General features: G+C 70.3%; 18 protein-coding genes. 4 read left to right on the top strand and 14 right to left on the bottom strand.

The window, feature by feature from the left end; all coding sequences use genetic code 11:
• Positions 1-54: 54 nt before the first annotated feature.
• The 8 genes from ACLLJJ_RS32150 to ACLLJJ_RS32115 all read right to left on the bottom strand — a co-directional run bounded on the left by ACLLJJ_RS32150 (position 55) and on the right by ACLLJJ_RS32115 (position 9,512).
• On the bottom strand, positions 55-2,598 hold the full coding sequence (locus ACLLJJ_RS32150; RefSeq protein ID WP_434597640.1) for an ATP-binding protein: 2,544 nt from the start codon (positions 2,596-2,598) through the stop codon (positions 55-57).
• Positions 2,599-2,835: 237 nt separating this feature from the next.
• Positions 2,836-3,504, bottom strand: a complete 669-nt coding sequence (locus ACLLJJ_RS32145) for a potassium-transporting ATPase subunit C (protein WP_434597638.1) — start codon at positions 3,502-3,504, stop codon at positions 2,836-2,838.
• A gap of 4 nt (positions 3,505-3,508) precedes the next feature.
• Positions 3,509-5,611 (bottom strand): potassium-transporting ATPase subunit KdpB, encoded by a 2,103-nt coding sequence (gene kdpB / locus ACLLJJ_RS32140; protein ID WP_434597636.1) that lies wholly within the window; start codon positions 5,609-5,611, stop codon positions 3,509-3,511.
• Positions 5,608-7,272 (bottom strand): potassium-transporting ATPase subunit KdpA, encoded by a 1,665-nt coding sequence (kdpA, locus tag ACLLJJ_RS32135; protein WP_434597634.1) that lies wholly within the window; start codon positions 7,270-7,272, stop codon positions 5,608-5,610. Before kdpA ends, kdpB begins: the two co-directional genes overlap by 4 nt.
• Positions 7,273-7,279: 7 nt before the next feature.
• Positions 7,280-7,369: a K(+)-transporting ATPase subunit F gene (gene kdpF, locus ACLLJJ_RS32130; RefSeq protein ID WP_434597632.1), complete on the bottom strand. Its 90-nt coding sequence runs from the start codon at positions 7,367-7,369 to the stop codon at positions 7,280-7,282.
• Between the two features lie 316 nt (positions 7,370-7,685).
• Positions 7,686-8,456, bottom strand: a complete 771-nt coding sequence (locus ACLLJJ_RS32125; RefSeq protein ID WP_434597630.1) for a DUF3710 domain-containing protein — start codon at positions 8,454-8,456, stop codon at positions 7,686-7,688.
• Between the two features lies 1 nt (position 8,457).
• On the bottom strand, positions 8,458-8,973 hold the full coding sequence (gene dut, locus ACLLJJ_RS32120; protein ID WP_283518854.1) for a dUTP diphosphatase: 516 nt from the start codon (positions 8,971-8,973) through the stop codon (positions 8,458-8,460).
• The gene (locus ACLLJJ_RS32115; protein WP_434600579.1) at positions 8,970-9,512 is read right to left on the bottom strand and encodes a PaaI family thioesterase; all 543 of its coding nucleotides are present in this window, start codon (positions 9,510-9,512) and stop codon (positions 8,970-8,972) included. The genes dut and ACLLJJ_RS32115 overlap by 4 nt, the downstream gene beginning before the upstream one ends.
• Positions 9,513-9,648: 136 nt before the next feature.
• Here ACLLJJ_RS32115 and ACLLJJ_RS32110 point away from each other — a divergent pair, with 136 nt between their 5' ends.
• Positions 9,649-10,095 (top strand): DUF3093 domain-containing protein, encoded by a 447-nt coding sequence (locus ACLLJJ_RS32110; RefSeq protein WP_434597628.1) that lies wholly within the window; start codon positions 9,649-9,651, stop codon positions 10,093-10,095.
• Here the strand turns inward: ACLLJJ_RS32110 and ACLLJJ_RS32105 are convergent.
• The 4 genes from ACLLJJ_RS32105 to ACLLJJ_RS32090 all read right to left on the bottom strand — a co-directional run bounded on the left by ACLLJJ_RS32105 (position 10,092) and on the right by ACLLJJ_RS32090 (position 13,537).
• On the bottom strand, positions 10,092-10,946 hold the full coding sequence (locus ACLLJJ_RS32105) for a hypothetical protein (protein WP_434597626.1): 855 nt from the start codon (positions 10,944-10,946) through the stop codon (positions 10,092-10,094). The genes ACLLJJ_RS32110 and ACLLJJ_RS32105 overlap by 4 nt on opposite strands.
• Positions 10,947-10,958: 12 nt before the next feature.
• Positions 10,959-11,255 carry a DUF4193 domain-containing protein gene (locus ACLLJJ_RS32100; protein WP_214929381.1) on the bottom strand — a complete coding sequence of 99 codons (297 nt, stop codon included), beginning with the start codon at positions 11,253-11,255 and terminating at the stop codon, positions 10,959-10,961.
• Between the two features lie 389 nt (positions 11,256-11,644).
• Entirely contained in the window at positions 11,645-12,877 is a 1,233-nt protein-coding gene (locus ACLLJJ_RS32095) for a sensor histidine kinase (protein ID WP_434597623.1), read from the bottom strand.
• 6 nt (positions 12,878-12,883) lie between these two features.
• Positions 12,884-13,537, bottom strand: a complete 654-nt coding sequence (locus tag ACLLJJ_RS32090; RefSeq protein WP_283518844.1) for a response regulator transcription factor — start codon at positions 13,535-13,537, stop codon at positions 12,884-12,886.
• 340 nt (positions 13,538-13,877) lie between these two features.
• Between ACLLJJ_RS32090 and ACLLJJ_RS32085 the strand changes: the two genes are divergently transcribed.
• Entirely contained in the window at positions 13,878-14,051 is a 174-nt protein-coding gene (locus tag ACLLJJ_RS32085) for a hypothetical protein (RefSeq protein WP_434597621.1), read from the top strand.
• 140 nt (positions 14,052-14,191) lie between these two features.
• Here the strand turns inward: ACLLJJ_RS32085 and ACLLJJ_RS32080 are convergent, their stop codons facing one another.
• Both ACLLJJ_RS32080 and ACLLJJ_RS32075 read right to left on the bottom strand, forming a co-directional pair.
• Positions 14,192-14,992, bottom strand: coding sequence for an inositol monophosphatase family protein (locus tag ACLLJJ_RS32080; protein WP_434597619.1), 801 nt, complete (start codon positions 14,990-14,992; stop codon positions 14,192-14,194).
• A gap of 82 nt (positions 14,993-15,074) precedes the next feature.
• The gene (locus ACLLJJ_RS32075; RefSeq protein ID WP_434597617.1) at positions 15,075-16,214 is read right to left on the bottom strand and encodes a ferrochelatase; all 1,140 of its coding nucleotides are present in this window, start codon (positions 16,212-16,214) and stop codon (positions 15,075-15,077) included.
• Between the two features lie 118 nt (positions 16,215-16,332).
• On the opposite strand from ACLLJJ_RS32075, the gene ACLLJJ_RS32070 reads away from it, so the two are divergent.
• Together ACLLJJ_RS32070 and ACLLJJ_RS32065 are read left to right on the top strand one after the other, a co-directional pair.
• Positions 16,333-17,577: an MFS transporter gene (locus ACLLJJ_RS32070; protein ID WP_434597615.1), complete on the top strand. Its 1,245-nt coding sequence runs from the start codon at positions 16,333-16,335 to the stop codon at positions 17,575-17,577.
• The gene (locus tag ACLLJJ_RS32065) at positions 17,540-18,856 is read left to right on the top strand and encodes a D-arabinono-1,4-lactone oxidase (protein WP_434597613.1); all 1,317 of its coding nucleotides are present in this window, start codon (positions 17,540-17,542) and stop codon (positions 18,854-18,856) included. Before ACLLJJ_RS32070 ends, ACLLJJ_RS32065 begins: the two co-directional genes overlap by 38 nt.
• The last annotated feature ends 19 nt before the right edge of the window (positions 18,857-18,875 follow it).

Genomic DNA, 18,875 nt, shown 5'->3' with positions numbered 1-18,875 from the left:
CCTTTCTGCGGGGCGTACGGGCTGTCGGGGATCCGCACGGCGTACGGGAAACGCTCACGAGGTCACCTGTGCGGGGAGGTCGGGGCGCGCCGGGGTGTGTCCGGCGACCGCCTTGAGGGTGAGAACCATGGTCATGCCGCCGCCGGGGGTGTCCTCGGCGGTGAGGGTGCCGCCCATGGACTCGACGAAGCCGCGGGCGACGGCGAGGCCGAGGCCGACTCCAGAGCCGCGCGGGGCGTCGCCGTAGCGCTGGAAGGGCTCGAATATCCGCTCCTTGCCGTCGTCGGGGACGCCGGGGCCGCGGTCGGCCACCCGCAGCTCGACCCGTGCGCCCAAGGCGCTCGCGGCGACGCTCACGGGGGCGGCGTCCGGGCTGTACTTGACGGCGTTCTCGACGATGTTGGCGACGGCGCGCTCAAGCAGCCCCCGGTCGACGGCCACCATCGGCAGCGACTCGGGGATGTCCAGGAGGACGCTGTCGGCGGGTACGCCGACGAGCGCCATCGGGACCACCTCGTCGAGGTCGGTCTCGCGGATCAGCGGGGTGACGGTGCCGGTCTGGAGGCGGGACATGTCGAGCAGGTTACCGACGAGCGCGTCGAGCCGGTCGGCGCCCTCCTCGATGCCCGCGAGCAGCTCGGCCTCGTCGTCGTCGGACCAGGCGACGTCGTCGGAGCGCAGCGAAGTCACCGCGGCCTTGATGGAGGCGAGCGGGGTGCGCAGGTCGTGGCTGACCGCGGCGAGCAGGGCGGTGCGGATGCGGTTGCCCTCGGCGGATCTGCGGGCCTCCTCCGCCTGGCCGACCAGCCGCTGGCGGTCGAGTACGACAGCGGCCTGGGCGGCGAACGCGGCGAGCACCCGGCGGTCCTCGGCGGGCAGGACACGACCGGAGAGGGCCAGCGCCAGGTTGTCGCCGACGGGCATGTCCACGTCCGCGTCCTCGGGGCGGCCCAGCGGCCTGGGCCCGACGCTGCCCGCGCAGGTCCAGGGGTCGATGTCGCTGGCGCGCTCAAGGAGCGCCACGGAGTCCATGGCGAACGTCTCGCGCACCCGCTCCAGGAGCGCGTCCAGGGTCGTCTCGCCGCGCAGCACGCTCCCGGCGAGGAACGAGAGGATCTCAGACTCGGCGCGCAACCTGGCGGCCTGGTGGGTGCGCCGGGCCGCGAGGTCCACCACGGAGGCGACCGCGACGGCCACCGCGAAGAAGACCACGATGGCGACGATGTTCTTCGGGTCGCTGACCGTCAGATTGTGGACGGGCGGGGTGAAGTAGTAGTTGAGCAGCAGGGAGCCGACGGCGGCGGACGCCAGCGCGGGCTGCAGGCCGCCGAGCAGCGCCGAGAAAACCGTCAGGAAGAGGAAGAGCAGTACGTCGTTGGCGAGTCCGGGACCGTTCTCCATACCGGTGAGCAGCAGCGAGAGCAGAACGGGGGCGGCCACGCCGACCAGCCAGCCCCAGATGATCCGCCCGCGCCCCAGGCGTGCGCCGCGGGCGACGGGCAGACCGCGGCCCTTGGCCACCTCGTCGTGGGTGACGATGTGCACGTCCAGGTCGGGCCCGGAGTCGCGGGCGACGGTGACGCCGACGCCGGGCCCGAACACGTACTGCCAGGTCTTGCGGCGGCTGGAGCCCAGCACGATCTGCGTCGCGTTGACGCCGCGTGCGAACTCGAGGAGCGCGTTCGGTACGTCGTCGCCTATGACGTGGTGAAAGGTGCCGCCCAGGTCCTCGACGAGGGTCCGTTGTACGGCCAGTTCCTTGGGCGAGGCCGAGGTGAGGCCGTCGCTGCGGGCGATGTAGACGGCGAGGATCTCGCTGCCCGAGCCCTTGGCTGCCATCCGTGAGGCGCGGCGGATGAGGGTACGGCCCTCGGGTCCGCCGGTGAGGCCCACGACGATGCGCTCGCGGGCCTGCCAGGTGGAGCGGATGTTGTGCTCGCCGCGGTACTGCTGGAGGTATTCGTCGACCCGGTCGGCGACCCACAGGAGGGCGAGTTCGCGCAGCGCGGTGAGATTGCCGGGGCGGAAGTAGTTGGACAGGGCGGCGTCGAGCTTGTCGGGCTTGTAGATGTTGCCGTGGGCCATGCGGCGGCGCAGGGCCTGGGGCGACATGTCGACCAGTTCGATCTGGTCGGCGCGCCGGACGACCTCGTCAGGGACGGTTTCCCGCTGCCGTACGCCGGTTATCGACTCGACGACGTCGCCGAGGGACTCCAGGTGCTGGATGTTGACCGTGGAGATGACGTCGATGCCGGCCTGCAGGAGCTCTTCGATGTCCTGCCAGCGCTTGGCGTTGCGTGATCCGGGGACGTTGGTGTGGGCCAGTTCGTCGACGAGGGCGACTGCCGGGCGGCGTTCCAGGACGGCGTCGACGTCCATTTCGGTGAAGGCGGCGCCCCTGTGGTCGATCGTGCGGCGCCGCACCTCCTCCAGGCCGTGCAGCATGACCTCGGTGCGCGGGCGGCCGTGGTGTTCGACGAAGGCGACGGCGCAGTCGGTGCCCCGCTCGACCCGTCGGTGGGCCTCGGAGAGCATGGCGTACGTCTTGCCGACGCCGGGGGCCGCACCGAGGTAGATCCGAAGCTTGCCGCGTCCCATGGCCTCATTGTCTTTCAGAAATCCGCTGCGGCCCGATGGGGCAGCTGCTTCGAAGCTACAGCCCCGGAATCCGGCAAAACGGGCGGGGGGTGGTCTCTGAGCAGCACCTTGACGCGATTCTGATGGGCGCCGCCACCACTGGGCGCGTAGCAGGGCAAACGGCCCGCAGTGCGTCCGTACGGGACGGATCACTGCGGGCCGTTCACTGCGGGCCGCGAGAAGGCGGATCCCTGGACGTCAGCCCTCGGCGACGAGCTCCTTGAGCGCGATGTTGAGCTTCAGGACGTTCACCCGGGGCTCCCCGACGAAGCCGAGGGTGCGGCCTTCGGTGACCTCCTCGACCAGCCGGTCGACCTGCCGGAAGCCGAGGCCGTTCCGCTCGGCCACCCGGTGCGCCTGGAGCTGCGCGTACGCGGGCGGGATGTGCGGGTCGAGGCCGGAGCCCGACGAGGTGACGGCCTCGGCGGGCACGTCGGAGGGCTTGACCCGGTAGTCACCCACCGAGTTGTCCTTGACGACGGCGGCCCGGGCGTCCTTGACCCACTGGATCAGCTCTTCGTTGTCTCCGGAGCGGTTGGTCGCGCCGGAGAGGATGAGCTTGTACTGCGTATTGACGCTGTTGGCGCCGAGGCCGTTGGACGGGCGCGGCTGGAACCACTTGAGGTCGGGGTCCGGCGTCTCCTGCCCCTTCTTCGGCGGCAGGTCGTAGCGCTGCCCGATCAGCTCGGAGCCGACGACCTTGCCCTCGCTCCGGATCTCGGACCCGTTCGCCCTGGCGGGGAAGAGGGCCTGCGCGACGCCGGTGACAGCGAGCGGGTAGACGACTCCGCAGACGACGGTCAGGACGAGGAGGGCACGCAGCGCCGCTCCGAGCAGCCGTGCGGTGTTGCCCAGTTGGTTGTTCATGACGTCACCCGATGCCAGGAATGAGGGAGATGAGCAGGTCGATGATCTTGATGCCGAGGAACGGGGCGATCAGCCCGCCAAGCCCGTACACCGCGAGGTTGCGGCGCAGCATGCGGTCCGCGCTCATCGGGCGGTAGCGCACGCCCTTCAGGGCCAGCGGCACCAGCGCGACGATGATCAGCGCGTTGAAGACGACGGCGGACAGGATCGCGGACCTGGGCGAGGACAGGTCCATGATGTTGAGCTTGTCCAGGCCCGGGTGGACCACCGCGAACATCGCCGGAATGATCGCGAAGTACTTCGCGACGTCGTTGGCGATCGAGAACGTCGTCAACGCCCCCCGGGTGATCAGGAGTTGCTTGCCGATCTCGACGATCTCGATGAGCTTGGTCGGGTTGGAGTCCAGGTCCACCATGTTCCCGGCCTCCTTCGCGGCCGAGGTTCCGGTGTTCATGGCCACGCCGACGTCCGCCTGCGCCAGCGCGGGGGCGTCGTTCGTACCGTCGCCCGTCATGGCCACCAGCTTGCCGCCGGCCTGCTCGCGCTTGATGAGCGCCATCTTGTCCTCGGGGGTCGCCTCCGCGAGGAAGTCGTCGACGCCCGCCTCGTCCGCGATCGCCTTGGCGGTGAGCGGGTTGTCGCCGGTGATCATGACGGTCCTGATGCCCATCCGGCGCAGCTCGTCGAACCGCTCCCGCATGCCCTCCTTGACGACGTCCTTGAGGTGGACGACGCCCAGGACGCGCGCGCCGTGCTCGTCCTCCAGCGCCACCAGCAGCGGGGTGCCGCCGGCCTGCGAGATCCGGTCGGTGAGCGCCTGCGCGTCGCCGGAGACGCTGCCGCCGCGCGCCTTGACCCAGGCCACGACCGACCCGGTGGCGCCCTTGCGGACCTTGCGCCCGGCCACGTCCACCCCCGACATCCGCGTCTGCGCGGTGAAGGCCACCCACTCGGCGTCGGCCAGTTCACCCTGAAGGCGCTCACACCTGGCGTACTTCTCCTCGGCCAGTACGACGATCGAGCGCCCCTCGGGCGTCTCGTCGGCCAACGAGGACAGCTGGGCGGCGTCCGCCAACTCGGTGTCCGCGACGCCCGCGACCGGGAGGAACTCGGCGGCCTGCCGGTTGCCGAGGGTGATGGTGCCGGTCTTGTCGAGCAGCAGCGTGGAGACATCCCCGGCGGCCTCGACGGCGCGGCCGGACATCGCCAGCACGTTGCGCTGCACCAGCCGGTCCATGCCGGCGATGCCGATCGCGGAGAGCAGAGCGCCGATGGTCGTCGGGATCAGGCAGACGAGCAGCGCGACCAGCACGATCATCGGCTGCTCGGCGTCCGCGTAGATCGCGAACGGCTGGAGCGTGACCACGGCGAGCAGGAAGATGATCGTCAGCGAGGCGAGCAGGATGTTCAGCGCGATCTCGTTGGGCGTCTTCTGCCGGGCCGCGCCCTCGACCAGGTTGATCATCCGGTCGATGAAGGTCTCCCCCGGCTTCGTCGTGATCTTGATGACGATGCGGTCGGAGAGCACCTTCGTACCGCCGGTGACCGCCGAGCGGTCGCCGCCGGACTCACGGATGACGGGAGCCGATTCGCCGGTGATGGCCGACTCGTCGACCGAGGCGACGCCCTCGACGACGTCACCGTCGCCGGGAATGATGTCGCCGGCCTCGCAGACCACCAGATCGCCGATGCGCAGCTCGGCGCCGGGCACCCGCTCCTCGTTCGCACCGGCCACGCGTCGCGCGATCGTGTCGGTCTTGGCCTTGCGCAGCGTCTCGGCCTGCGCCTTGCCGCGGCCCTCGGCGACGGCCTCCGCGAGGTTGGCGAAGATCGTGGTCAGCCACAGCCAGGCGGTGATCGCCCAGCCGAACCAGTCGGTGGGGTCCCCGACCGCGTAGCCGGTGGTCAGCACGGAGCCGATCAGCACCACGAACATCACCGGCGACTTGATCATCACCCGTGGATCGAGCTTGCGTATCGCGTCCGGGAATGACTTGACCAGCTGCTTGGGGTCGAAGAGACCCGCGCCGACGCGGCCGTCGGCCTCGGGCTCGTGGCCAGTGGGCAGGTCCGGGTGCGGTGCCCGGGTCACAGTGTGGGTGCTCATGACGCGAGCCCTTCGGCGAGCGGACCCAGCGCGAGCGCCGGGAAGTAGGTCAGACCGGCGATGATCATGATCGTGCCGGCCAGCAGCCCGGTGAAGAGCGGCTTCTCGGTGCGCAGGGTGCCCGCGGTCGCGGGCACCGGCGTCTGCTCGGCGAGCGATCCGGCGAGCGCCAGGACGAAAACCATCGGGAGGAAGCGGCCGAGCAGCATCACCAGGCCGATGGTGCTGTTGAACCACTGCGTGTCCGCGTTCAGGCCCGCGAAGGCCGAGCCGTTGTTGTTGGCCCCCGAGGTGTACGCGTAGAGGATCTCGGAGAAGCCGTGCGCGCCCGAGTTCGTCATCGAGTTGCCCGGGGTGTCCAGGGCCATCGCCGCGGCGGTGAAGCAGAGCACCAGCGCCGGGGTGATCAGGATGTAGCACGCGGCGAACTTGATCTGCCGGGTGCCGATCTTCTTGCCGAGGTACTCGGGCGTACGGCCCACCATGAGTCCCGCGATGAACACCGCGACGATCGCCATGATCAGCATGCCGTAGAGGCCGGAGCCCACCCCGCCCGGCGCGATCTCGCCGAGCTGCATGCCGAGCATGGTGATGCCGCCCCCGAAGCCGGTGTACGAGGAGTGGAAGGAGTTGACCGCGCCGGTCGAGGTGAGCGTGGTGGCCACCGCGAAGATCGACGAGCCGCCGATGCCGAAGCGGGTCTCCTTGCCCTCCATCGCGCCGCCCGCGAGGTCGAAGGCCGGGCCGCCGTGGTGGAACTCGGTCCACATCATCAGGGCGGTGAAGCCGAGCCAGATCGTCACCATCGTGCCGAGGATCGCGTAGCCCTGCCGGATGCTGCCGACCATCACGCCGAAGGTGCGGGTCAGCGCGAACGGGATGAGGAGGATCAGGAAGATCTCAAGGAGGTTCGACAGCGGGTTGGGGTTCTCGAAAGGGTGGGCCGAGTTGGCGTTGAAGTAGCCGCCGCCGTTGGTGCCCAGCTCCTTGATGGCTTCCTGGGAGGCGACGGCGCCGCCGTTCCACTGCTGCGTACCGCCCCCGAACTGCCCGACCTCGTGGATGCCGGCGAAGTTCTGGATGGCGCCGCAGGCGACCAGCAGGATCGCGCCGATCACCGCGACGGGGATCAGGACGCGGACCGTGCCGCGCACCAGGTCGGACCAGAAGTTGCCGAGCTCACCGGTGCGGGAGCGGGCGAAGCCGCGTACCAGCGCGACGGCGACGGCGATGCCGACGGCCGCCGAGACGAAGTTCTGCACGGCCAGGCCACCGGTCTGTACGACGTGGCCCATGGCCTGCTCGCCGTAGTACGACTGCCAGTTGGTGTTCGCGACGAACGACGCGGCGGTGTTGAACGCCTGGTCCGGGTCGATGGACGCGAAGCCGAGCGAGCCGGGCAGGCCGCCCTGGACGCGCTGCAGCAGGTAGAGGAAGAGGACGCTCACCGCGGAGAAGGCGAGGACACCGCGCAGATACGCGGTCCAGCGCATTTCCGCGTGCGGATTCGCGCCGATGGCGCGGTAGATCCATTTCTCGACGCGCAGATGCTTCGTCGAGTTGTAGACGCCGGCCATGTGATCGCCGAGCGGACGGTATGCCAGGCCCAGCGCGACGATCAGCGCGAGCAGCTGGAGCACACCGGCGAGGACGGGGCTCATATCGGGCTCAGAACCTCTCCGGGTACACAAGGGCGAGGATCAGATATCCCACGAGGGCGGCGGCCACGATCAGGCCGACGATGTTCTCGGCGGTCACAGCTTTGCCACCCCCTTGGCGACGAGAGCCACCAGCGCGAAGACCGCGATCGTGGTGACGACGAAGGCCAGGTCGGCCACCGTGTGCTCCTAGTTGAGGTCTGGATGTGCGGACCTCTTGAGGAAACCTCGCCGCGGGACCGATCCCGCTTTCGTTGACACCTCCCATACGGGCATCGGCCCGCCCTTGACACATCTCATACGAAAACCCGCCCGAAACCCGCTCCGACCTGCGCCGATCCATGGAAAAAGCCGGTGGGCCGCACCCCCGGCAACGGAGTACGGCCCACCGGCCACGGCATTTTCGAGTCGGCGCCTCAGCGCACCTCGGTGATCTCGGGACCGCGCTGCAGCTGTCCCATGCCACCGGAGAAGCGGGACCCCTCCTGCTCCTCCTGCTGTACGCCCTCGGGCACCATCTGGGCGTCCTCGGGCAGCTTGAGGACGATCGGGTCGCGCGGCGCCATCGGGCCCTCGCCCCGTACCACCACGGTGTCCCGGAAGATCTGCTCCAGCACACCCGCGGCCTGGGGCTGCACGGCACCCTGCCCGGAGATCACTCCGCGCAGGAACCAGCGCGGCCCGTCCACACCGATGAACCGCACCAGCTGCACGCCGCCGGTGCCGTCCGGAAGCTGCACGGGCACCTGGGCCCGCAGCTCCCAGCCCAGCGGGCCCTCGACCTCGTCGATGACACCGCCCTGCTGGGTGATGCCCGAGGCGATCTCCTCGCGGACCTCACCCCAGATGCCTTCCTTCTTGGGTGCGGCGAAGGCCTGCAGCTGCACGGCGCTGTCGCTCAGCACGACCGTCGCCGCGACGATCGCGTCACCCGCGACCTCGACCCGCAGCTCCATGCCCTCCACTCCGGGCACGAAGATGCCGCCCAGGTCCACCCGGCCATCGCCGGGCTCGTGGACCTCCGACACGTCCCAGGGACCGTCGGGGCGGGGCTTCGGCGGCAGGTTCACCCTGCGCGTCCCGCCTTCGCCGTCCGCGACCTCACGGGTCTCGGCGCCGTCGACGACCTGCTCGGCCTCGCCCGCCGTGCCATCGGCGGCTTCGCTCTTCTTGCGACGTCCGAACACGTCACTGTCCTTCCCGGTCGGATACGACCGATGCGTATCGATTCCCACCCGTTGAGCCGTCCACCGCGGCATGGCCACCGGTGGACCCGAAGCCCCCCTCGGCCCGCGCCGAGCCGGGAAGCTCCGCGACCTCATGGAAGCGCACCTTCTCGACCTGCTGGACGACCAGTTGGGCAATCCGGTCGAAGCGCTCGAACCGCACGCTTTCGCGCGGGTCGAGATTCACCACGATCACCTTGATTTCCCCACGGTACCCGGCATCCACCGTCCCCGGGGCATTCACGAGGGCGACTCCACAGCGGGCGGCAAGACCGGATCGCGGGTGCACGAAGGCCGCGTACCCGTCCGGGAGCGCGACAGACACCCCGGTGGGCAGTACCGCTCTTTCCCCCGGAGCCAGTTCGACCGCCTCGGTGGTGACCAGATCGGCGCCGGCGTCGCCCGGATGTCCGTACGAAGGGATCGGCACCTCGGGATCGACGAGACGGATCAGTACGTCGACAGGGTTACGGGTCATGGGTTCACCTCGAAGGCGCGAGCGCGCCTGACCTGGTCGGGGTCGGCCATCGCCGCCCGGATCTCCTCCGGGCGTCCGTTGTCGATGAAATGGTCGACCTTGACTTCGATGAAGAGGGCGTCGGCGCGGACCGCGACGGGCCCGTCGGGGCCGCCGATCCGGCCGGTCGCCGTGGAGTAGATCTTGCGGCCGTGCACCGCGGTCACCTCGGCGTCGAAATGCAGCAGGGTGTCCACCGGCACCGGACGGACGAAGTCGGTCTCCAGCCTGCCGGTCACCGCGATCACCCGCAGCAGCCAGTTCAGCGAGCCGAGCGTCTCGTCGAGTGCGGTGGCCAGCACCCCGCCGTGCGCCAGGCCCGGCGCGCCCTGGTGGGCGGCCTTGACCATGAACTCGGCCGTGACGCTTACGCCCTGCGCCGCCCGCGCCTGGAGGTGCAGCCCGTGCGGTTGACCGTCACCGCAGCCGAAACAGTGCTCGTAGTGCGCGCCGAGCAGCTCTCCGGGCGGTGGGGCGTCAGGATGCCTGACCGGGGCTATGGCGTCGGCCGGCGGCTTGAGCGCCGCAGATCCGGCCCGGGATCCGGGGGTCTTCCCCCGGGAGTTCTCAGTACTCACAGGCGCTGACCTTACCCGCGCGGCTACCGGCAGGTCGCGCCGTGCCAAGCTTGGATTCATGCAGCCTTCCGCCCCGCAGTACACAGAACGCCTGACCGCGCCCCGTTCCTGGTGGGGCATCGCCGCACTGGTCGGGGTGGCGTTCGCACTGATGCTGCTGCCGCTCGGCCCGCTGCCCCTGCTCGCCGGTCTGATCGGTGGCAGCGCACTGGCCGCCGTCGCGGTGAGCTCGTACGGCTCGCCGCGCATCCGGGTGGTCGGGGACGCGCTGATCGCCGGCGACGCCCGCATCCCGCTCTCCGCGCTGGGCGAGGCTCAGGTGCTCGACCCCGAAGAGGCCCGCGCCTGGCGGTCGCACAAGGCCGATACGCGCGCCCACATGCTGCTGCGCAGCTACATCCCGACGGCGCTGCGCATCGAGGTCACCGACCCGCAGGACCCGACGCCGTATCTGTACCTCTCGACGCGCGACCCCGAGGCCCTGGCAGCGGCGCTCACGGCCTAGCCCTCCAGCTCCTTGCGGCCGGGCTGCGGCTCGATGACGGGCTGCTCCATCGGGGGCAGCTCGCGCAGGGCGTCCCAGGGGATCTGGGTTCTGCGCAGGTCCTCGCGGATCCGGTCGGCGAGCCTTCTGGTGTCGCGCCGGTTCATCACGGCGCCGACGGCCGCACCCACCATGAAAGGCATCAGGTTCGGCAGGTTGCGGACCATGCGCTTCATGATCTGCTGGCGCAGCTGGCGCTTCATCTGGCCGCCCATGGCCGCGTTGAACGTGGCCGGCTTGGTCACGTCGATACCCCGCTCCTGGGACCAGGAGTTCAGATACGCGGTGCTGCGGTCCATGAGACCGCCCTGCGGGCGTATCCCGTAGACCTCGTGCAGCTCCGCGATGAGCTTCAGCTCGATCGCGGCGACGCCGGTGATCTCGGCGGCCAGCTCGGCCGGCATCGCGGGCGGCACGGGCAGCATCGCGGCCACTCCGACACCCGCGCCCACCGTGGAGGTGCCGTTGGCCGCACCGGCCACCAGCTTGTCGGCGAGCTGCTCCGGACCGAGGCCCGGAAAGTGCTTCCGCAGCGTCGCCAGGTCGCGTACGGGAACACGCGGCGCCAGCTCGATGAGCCGGTCGGCGAGATGGCCGATCCCGGCCTTCGCGCTCTCGCCACCCTTCCGTACGCCCTGCCTGACCGCCGCCAGGCGCCGGGCCCGCGCTGAGGGCCCTTCCGCTTCTTCGAGCGAGGCCGGCAGGCCCCGCTCGTCGTCACGTGCGCCGACGGCCGCGCTCACGCCGTTCGGCGCCTCCGGTGAATCCTTCCGCCGGAAGCGCTTCTTCCAGGACGGTGTCGCGCCTGCCACGGCCGACCCGACCTAGTCGCAGTCGCGGCAGATCGGCTGGCCGTTCTTCTCCCTGGCCAGCTGGCTGCGGTGGTGCACGAGGAAACAGCTCATGCAGGTGAACTCGTCGGCCTGCTTGGGCAGGACCCGTACGGCGAGCTCTTCGTTGGAGAGGTCGGCGCCGGGCAGTTCAAGCCCTTCCGCCGCCTCGAATTCATCCACGTCAACGGCCGATGCGGTCTTGTCGCTCCGACGAGCCTTGAGCTCTTCAAGGCTGTCCTGGTCGACGTCGTCATCGGTCTTGCGTGGGGTGTCGTAATCCGTTGCCATGTCAGCTCTCCCCCTCTGGGTGGTTGCGGTGTCTCAGCGCCGTAACGCGTGAGAGGCCGGACTTGTGCCCGACCTGAGGCGGAGATTTTGCCTCACATCAAGGTCTGTTACTCAATCGACACCCAACCGAGCTCGTGCCGAGTGATCGGTTTGGATGGCGATCGGGACCGTACACGGTCCGAATGTCGCACTTCACGGGCGCCACCCCGTGTACTTCCCGTGATCTCACCCCTAGGAAACCCGGACTTTTCCGGGTTTTCCCAGGATTTCGTGATCACGGAGAGTGGATGGCCTGAAATTTGCCCCTGTGATCGATCACACACGAATCGTCCGGGATCGAGTCCCGGAAATTCCGCGCAAAGCGAACAGGAAACAGCCTCGCGAACGTCTCAGACCGGAAGGGTGACACGCATGACGAGGCCGCCGCCCTCGCGAGGCTCCGCGATGATACGGCCTCCGTGGGCCCTCGCGACGCTGCGCGCGATGGACAGGCCGAGGCCCACGCCCTTGTCGCTGCCGGTCCGCTCCGTACGCAGGCGTGTGAATGGCTCGAAGAGGTTGTCGATCTCGTACGCGGGAACCACTGGACCCGTGTTCGATACGACCAGGAGTGCCTGGCCGTGCTCGATCTCGGTGGTCACCTCGACCCAGCCCTCCCCGGGGACGTTGTAGCGCACGGCGTTCTGTACGAGGTTCAGGGCGATCCGCTCCAGCAGGACGCCGTTGCCCTGGACGACTGCGGGCGCACGCTCCCCACGGAGCTCCACGCCCTTGGTCTCCGCCTCGCCGCGTGCCTGGTCGATGGCGCGCGAAGCGACCTCGGCGAGATCCACGGGCTTGCGCTCGACGATCTGGTTCTCGCTGCGGGCGAGCAGCAGCAGGCCCTCCACGAGCTGCTCACTGCGCTCGTTGGTGGCCAGGAGCGTCTTGCCGAGCTGCTTGAGCTCCGCGGGCGCCCCCGGGTCGGAGAGGTGGACCTCCAGCAGGGTCCGGTTGATGGCGAGCGGCGTACGCAGTTCGTGCGAGGCGTTCCCGACGAACCGCTGCTGGGCGGTGAACGCCCGCTCCAGGCGGTCGAGCATCTCGTCGAAGGTGTCGGAGAGCTCCTTGAGCTCGTCGTCGGGGCCGTCGAGCTCGATGCGGCGGGACAGGTCGGTACCCGCGACCCTGCGGGCGGTACGGGTGATCCTGCCCAGCGGCGACAGGACGCGGCCCGCCATCGCGTACCCGAAGGCGAAAGCGATGATGCTGAGCCCCAGGAGGGCCAGCAGCGAGCGCGTGAGCAACTGGTCGAGCGCGTGCTGGCGCTGGTCGTTGACGCAGGCGTTCATGGCGGCGTTGAACTGGTCGGGCGTCGCGCTGTCGGGCAGGGCGCACACCGTGCTCTTGACCTGACCGCTCACGATCTTGAAGGGCAGGTCGCTGCCCACCGCGAGGGCCTGGGCGGCCAGCAGATAGATGATCGAGAGGAGCAGGATGCCGGCGATCAGGAACATGCCGCCGTAAAGCAGCGTGAGCCGTATCCGGATGGTCGGGCGCACCCAGGGGAAGGCGGGGTTCTGCCCCCTGGGGTCCCAGGTCGGTTTCGGCGGCGCTGCCGGAGGCGCCGGGCTCGCGGCCATCGGGCGTCAGATCCGGTAGCCGGAGCCGGGCACGGTGACGATGACGGGCGGCTCACCGAGCTTGCGTCGCAGCGTCATCACCGTGACGCGCACGACGTTGGTGAACGGGTCGGTGTTCTCGTCCCAGGCCTTCTCGAGCAGCTGCTCGGCGGAGACGACGGCGCCCTCGCTGCGCATCAGCACTTCGAGGACCGCGAATTCCTTCGGCGCCAGCTGGATCTCATGGCCGTCGCGGTGGATCTCGCGGCGGTTGGGGTCGAGCTTGATGCCGGAGCGCTCCAGGACGGGCGGCAGCGCGACGGTCGTGCGACGCCCCAGGGCCCGTACCCGCGCGGTCAGCTCGCTGAAGGCGAAGGGCTTGGGCAGGTAGTCGTCCGCGCCGATCTCCAGACCCTCCACGCGGTCGCTGACGTCACCGGAGGCGGTGAGCATCAGGACGCGGGTGGGCATGCCCAGCTCGACGATCTTCCGGCAGACGTCGTCGCCGTGCACGAGCGGGAGGTCCCGGTCGAGTACGACGACGTCGTAGTCGTTGACCCCGATACGTTCCAGGGCGGCCGCCCCGTCGTACACGACGTCGACGGCCATAGCCTCCCGGCGAAGTCCGGTGGCCACCGCATCGGCGAGCAGTTGCTCGTCCTCGACGACGAGTACGCGCACGTCGCTGTCCTTCCTCTGAGCCCCTTGCGGGGCAGGTCTGTGCCATTGGCTGTGCGCTGCCATCCTGCCCCTTTCGGTCATAAACCGGCGGTAAGGCAGGAGGCCGGGACGGAGTGCGCCCGGCCCCGGTGGACCCGGGCGGGTCCGCGCACGATTCCCGGCCGCTTGAGGTTTTCCTGAGCCCACCCGTGGGGAGGACGACTGCACACCCCGCGATCACGCCCTGTGCGTGGCACGCCACAACCCGCTCTGTCCCCCAGAGGGAGTGGCGGAGGGCGCATGTGATCCATCACCCTCGGCACACCCCCGTGCCACCGACCCATGACGAGGGGGCGCACCCATGGACGCTTTCACCGCAGGCCTTCTGCAGCGCATAGAGGCCACGGAATCGGACCTCACGCTGGCTCGCGAGGCCGGCGACGACTTCCTGGCGGAGGTCGAGCAGGCTGAGCTGGACGATCTGCACCGCCTCGCGGCGGAGCACGGCGTGCACGTCGGCGCCGCGACAGCCTGACGCGACGAAGGACCCCGCACCGGTGTGAAGGTGCGGGGTCCTTTCGCGCTTCCGGCCCGTCCGGCGTGTGCGGACCCGGGGGCGGAGCCCCGCTTGCGGGGAGGGGCGGGCAGGGCACAGCCCGCCGCAGGCGCCCCGCCCTAGTCGTGCCAGGCCCCGAAGTCCTCAAGCAGCGCCTGGAGCGGCTCGAAGACCCCGGGCGAGGCCGCGATCGTCAGTTCACCCGAAGGGGCCTGTCCCGGCCGGCCTCCGGTCGACGCCCCCGCCTCCCGGGCGATCAGATCCCCCGCAGCGAAGTCCCACGGGCTGAGCCCCCGCTCGTAGTAGCCGTCCAGCCGCCCCGCCGCGACGTCGCTCAGGTCGATCGCCGCGGACCCGCCGCGCCGGATGTCCCGCAGCCGGGGAATCAGCCGCCGGGCGACATCGGCCTGGTGCGTGCGGACCGTGGCGACGTAGTTGAAGCCCGTCGAGACCAGCGCCTCGTCGAGCGGCGGCGCGGGCCGGCACCGCAGGGGGACGTCGTTGGCGAACGCACCGCCGCCGAGCACCGCCCGGTACGTCTCGCGACGCATCGGCGCCTCGACGACCCCCACCACCGTCTCGCCGTCCCGCTCGGCCGCGATGGACACGGCCCAGGTCGGCAGCCCGTACAGGTAGTTGACCGTGCCGTCGAGCGGGTCGATGACCCAGCGGATCCCGCTGCTGCCCTCGGTGGCCGAGCCCTCCTCCCCCAGGACCCCGTCGTCGGGCCGGTGTTCGGCGAGGAAGCCGGTGATCAGCTTCTCGGCGGCGATGTCCATCTCGGTGACGACGTCGATGGGGCTCGACTTGGTCGCGGCCACGCCCAGATCGGCGGGGCGGCCGTCACGCAGCAGCGCCCCGGCCCGGCGTGCGGCCTCCAGGGCGAGTGCGAGCAGCTCGGGCAGGAGGGGGTCGGTCACGGCTCTCCTCGGAGTGCGGACAGGCGCCTGCGGGGTCTGCTTGCGCCTACGGGCTGCGGCCCGCGGGTACGGGCGGTCAGTCCTACACGTACGGGCTGTCGACGCCCGCGGCGGCGGGTCTGGGGGCCCTGGCCGGGCAGCAGCCGACGGGACAGACGTCGTGGCTCGCGCCGAGCGTCCCCAGCACGCAGCGCTCCACCGCGCGCCCCCGCTCGGCCGCCGCGCGCTCCAGCAGCAGATCGCGGACGGCCGCCGCGAAGCGCGGGTCGGAGCCGACGGTCGCTGATCTGGCGACGGGCAGGCCCAGTTCGGCCGCCTTCGCGGTGGCCTCGGTGTCCAGGTCGTACAGGACCTCCATGTGGTCCGAGACGAAGCCGATGGGCACCATGACGACGGCGGGCGCGCCCGCGGCGTGCAGATCCTCGATGTGGTCGCAGATGTCGGGCTCCAGCCACGGGATGTGCGGGGCGCCGCTGCGCGACTGGTAGACGAGCTGCCAGGGGTGCTCGGTGCCCGTCTGCTCGCGGACCGTGTCGGCGATGAGCCGGGCGATGTCCAGGTGCTGCGCGACGTAGGCGCCACCGTCGCCGTGCCCCTCCGCCGGGCCCGAGGTGTCGGCGGCCGCGACCGGGATGGAGTGCGTCGTGAAAGCGAGGTGCGCCCCCGCCCGTACCCCCTCGTCCAGCTCGGCCAGGGACTTCAGGACCCCGTCGACCATCGGCCGTACGAATCCCGGGTGGTTGAAGTAGTGCCGCAACTTGTCGACGCGCGGCAGCTCCAGACCCTCCCCGGCCAGCGTCGCGAGGGCGTCTGCGAGGTTCTCCCGGTACTGACGGCAGCCGGAGTACGAGGCGTACGCGCTCGTGGCGAGAACGGCGATGCGGCGGTGGCCGTCGGCGGCCATCTCGCGCAGGGTGTCGGTCAGGTAGGGCGCCCAGTTGCGGTTGCCCCAGTAGATCGGCACCCCGTCCGGGCCGTCCATACCGTGCTCGGCGAAGTCCTTGCGGAGGGTGTCGAGCAGGGCGCGGTTCTGCTCGTTGATCGGGCTGACCCCGCCGAAAAGGAAGTAGTGCTGCCCCACCTCCTTGAGCCTCTCCTTGGGGATGCCCCGGCCGCGGGTGACGTTCTCCAGGAACGGGACCACGTCGTCCGGGCCTTCGGGGCCGCCGAAGGAGAGCAGCAACAGGGCGTCGTAAGGGGCTGCGTCAGGCTGATCGGGCATGTGACCGATCCTGCCACCCGCGTCTGACGGACCCGAACCCGACACCGGTCACGGCGCGGCGCACCGGTTCGCGGTCGTAGGCTGTGACACCGATCTCCATGCCTTGCCGGAGCGCCTCTTGCCCAGTCCCTACCGCGCGATTTTCGCCGCCCCCGGCGCCCTCGGTTTCTCCGTGGCCGGACTCTTCGGCCGGATGCCGATATCCATGATGAGCATCGGCGTCGTGACCATGATCTCGCAGCTCACCGGCAGGTACGGGCTGGCGGGCGCACTGGCGGCCACCCTCGCGATGTCGGTGGCCGTGGTCGGACCGCGGATCTCCCGGTACGTCGACAGGTACGGGCAAAGGCGGGTGCTGCGCCCGGTCACCCTGGTCGCGGTCGCGGCGGTCGGGGGCCTGCTGATCTGCGCCCAGCAGGGGCTGCCCGACTGGACCCTGTTCGTCTTCGCGGCGGGCGCCGGCTGTGTACCGAGCGTGGGCTCGATGGTCAGGGCCCGCTGGGCCGAGATCTACCGCGGGTCGCCGCGCCGGCTGCACACGGCGTACTCGTGGGAGTCGATCGTCGACGAACTCTGCTTCATCGTCGGCCCGATCATCTCCATCGGTCTCTCGACGGCCTGGTTCCCCGAGGCGGGCCCGCTGATCGCCGCCCTGTTCCTGGTGACCGGCGTGTTCTGGCTGACCTCGCAGCGCGCGACCGAGCCCGTCCCGCACCCGCGTGAGCAGCACACGAGCGGCTCGGCGCTGCGCTCCCCCGGGCTCCAGGTACTGGTGGCCACCTTCCTGGCGACCGGCGCGATCTTCGGGGCGGTCGACGTCGTCACGGTGGCCTTCGCCGAGGAAGAGGGCCACAAGGCGGCGGCCAGTCTCGTCCTCGCGGTCTACGCGCTCGGCTCGTGTCTCGCCGGAGCCCTTTTCGGTCTGCTGCACCTCAAGGGCGCGGCCTCCACGAGGTGGCTGGTGGGTGTCTGCGCGATGGCCGTGAGTATGATCCCCCTCCAACTGGCCGGGAACCTTCCCTTTCTGGCCGTGGCGCTCTTTGTCGCGGGCCTTTCCGTCGCACCGACGATGGTGACCACCATGGCCCTAGTCGAGCAGCACGTACCGCGCTCCAAGCTGACCGAGGGCATGACCTGGACCAGTACCGGGCTCGCCGTCGGAATCGCTCTCGGTTCCTCGGCCGCCGGCTGGGTGGTCGACGCGGCAGGGGCGGAAGCGGGGTACGCGGTGCCCGCCGTGGCGGGAGCTCTCGCGGCCGTGGTGGCGGTGCTCGGTTACCGCCGGCTCCACAGGCCGGTACCGACTCGGGGAGGGCATGGGGCAGATGGCCACCACATCCAGGACAGCGAGCACGTGGCGTAACTGGGCGGGGAATGTCACCTCCCGCCCAGTACGGGAAGTGACCCCGGCTTCGGTCGACGAGCTCGCCGAGGTGGTCCGCAGAGCCGCCGAGGACGGGCTGAAGGTCAAGGCAGTCGGCACCGGCCACTCCTTCACCGCGGTCGCCGCGACCGACGGTGTACTCATACGCCCCGACCTGCTGACCGGCATTCGCGACATCGACCGCGCGGGCGGAACCGTGACGGTGGAGGCGGGCACCCCGCTCAAGCGCCTGAACGTGGCCCTGGCCCGGGAGGGCATGTCGCTCACGAACATGGGCGACATCATGGAGCAGACGGTCGCCGGCGCGACCAGCACCGGCACGCACGGCACCGGCCGCGACTCGGCGTCGACCGCCGCGCAGATCCGCGCCCTGGAGCTGGTCACCGCGGACGGCTCGCTGCTGGTCTGCTCGGAGAAGGAGAACCCGGAGGTCTTCGCGGCAGCCAGGCTCGGGCTCGGCGCGCTGGGCGTGGTCACGGCGATCACCTTCGCGGTGGAGCCGGTGTTCCTGCTGACCGCCCGCGAGGAGCCGATGGCCTTCGACCGGGTCACCGCCGAGTTCGACGAGCACGTCGCCGAGAACGAGCACTTCGAGTTCTACTGGTTCCCGCACACCGGGAACTGCAACACCAAGCGCAACAACCGCAGCGCGGGCCCGGCGGCCCCGCCCGGCAGGGTCAGCGGCTGGGTCGAGGACGAGCTGCTCTCCAACGGCCTCTTCCAGGTGGCCTGTTCGCTCGGCCGGGCCGTGCCGCCCGTGGTGCCCGCGGTGGCCCGGCTCTCCAGCCGGGCCCTGTCCGCCCGCACGTACACGGACATCCCGTACAAGGTGTTCACCAGCCCGCGCCGCGTGCGCTTCATGGAGATGGAGTACGCGCTCCCCCGGGAGGCCGCGGTCACGGCGCTGCGCGAGGTCAAGGCGATGATCGAGCGCTCGCCGCTGCGCGTCGGTTTCCCGGTGGAGGTACGGACCGCCCCGGCGGACGACGTGACGCTCTCCACGGCGGTCGGCCGGGAGACGGCGTACATCGCGGTGCATCTGTACAAGGGCACCCCGCACCGGGTGTACTTCACCGCGGTGGAGCGGATCATGATCGCGCACGGCGGCCGGCCGCACTGGGGCAAGGTGCACACCCGCGACGCCGAGTACCTGGCCGGGGTCTACCCGCGCTTCGGCGAGTTCACGGCCCTGCGCGACCGGCTGGACCCGCAGCGGCTCTTCGCCAACGACTATCTGCGGCGGGTGCTTGGCGACTGACCCGCGCGGACCGCTCGTG

The organism is Streptomyces sp. A5-4 (assembly GCF_051131715.1).
Classification (GTDB): domain Bacteria; phylum Actinomycetota; class Actinomycetes; order Streptomycetales; family Streptomycetaceae; genus Streptomyces.
Note: the sequence above shows the minus strand (reverse complement) of the source record. Positions and strands in the feature narration are given on the sequence as shown.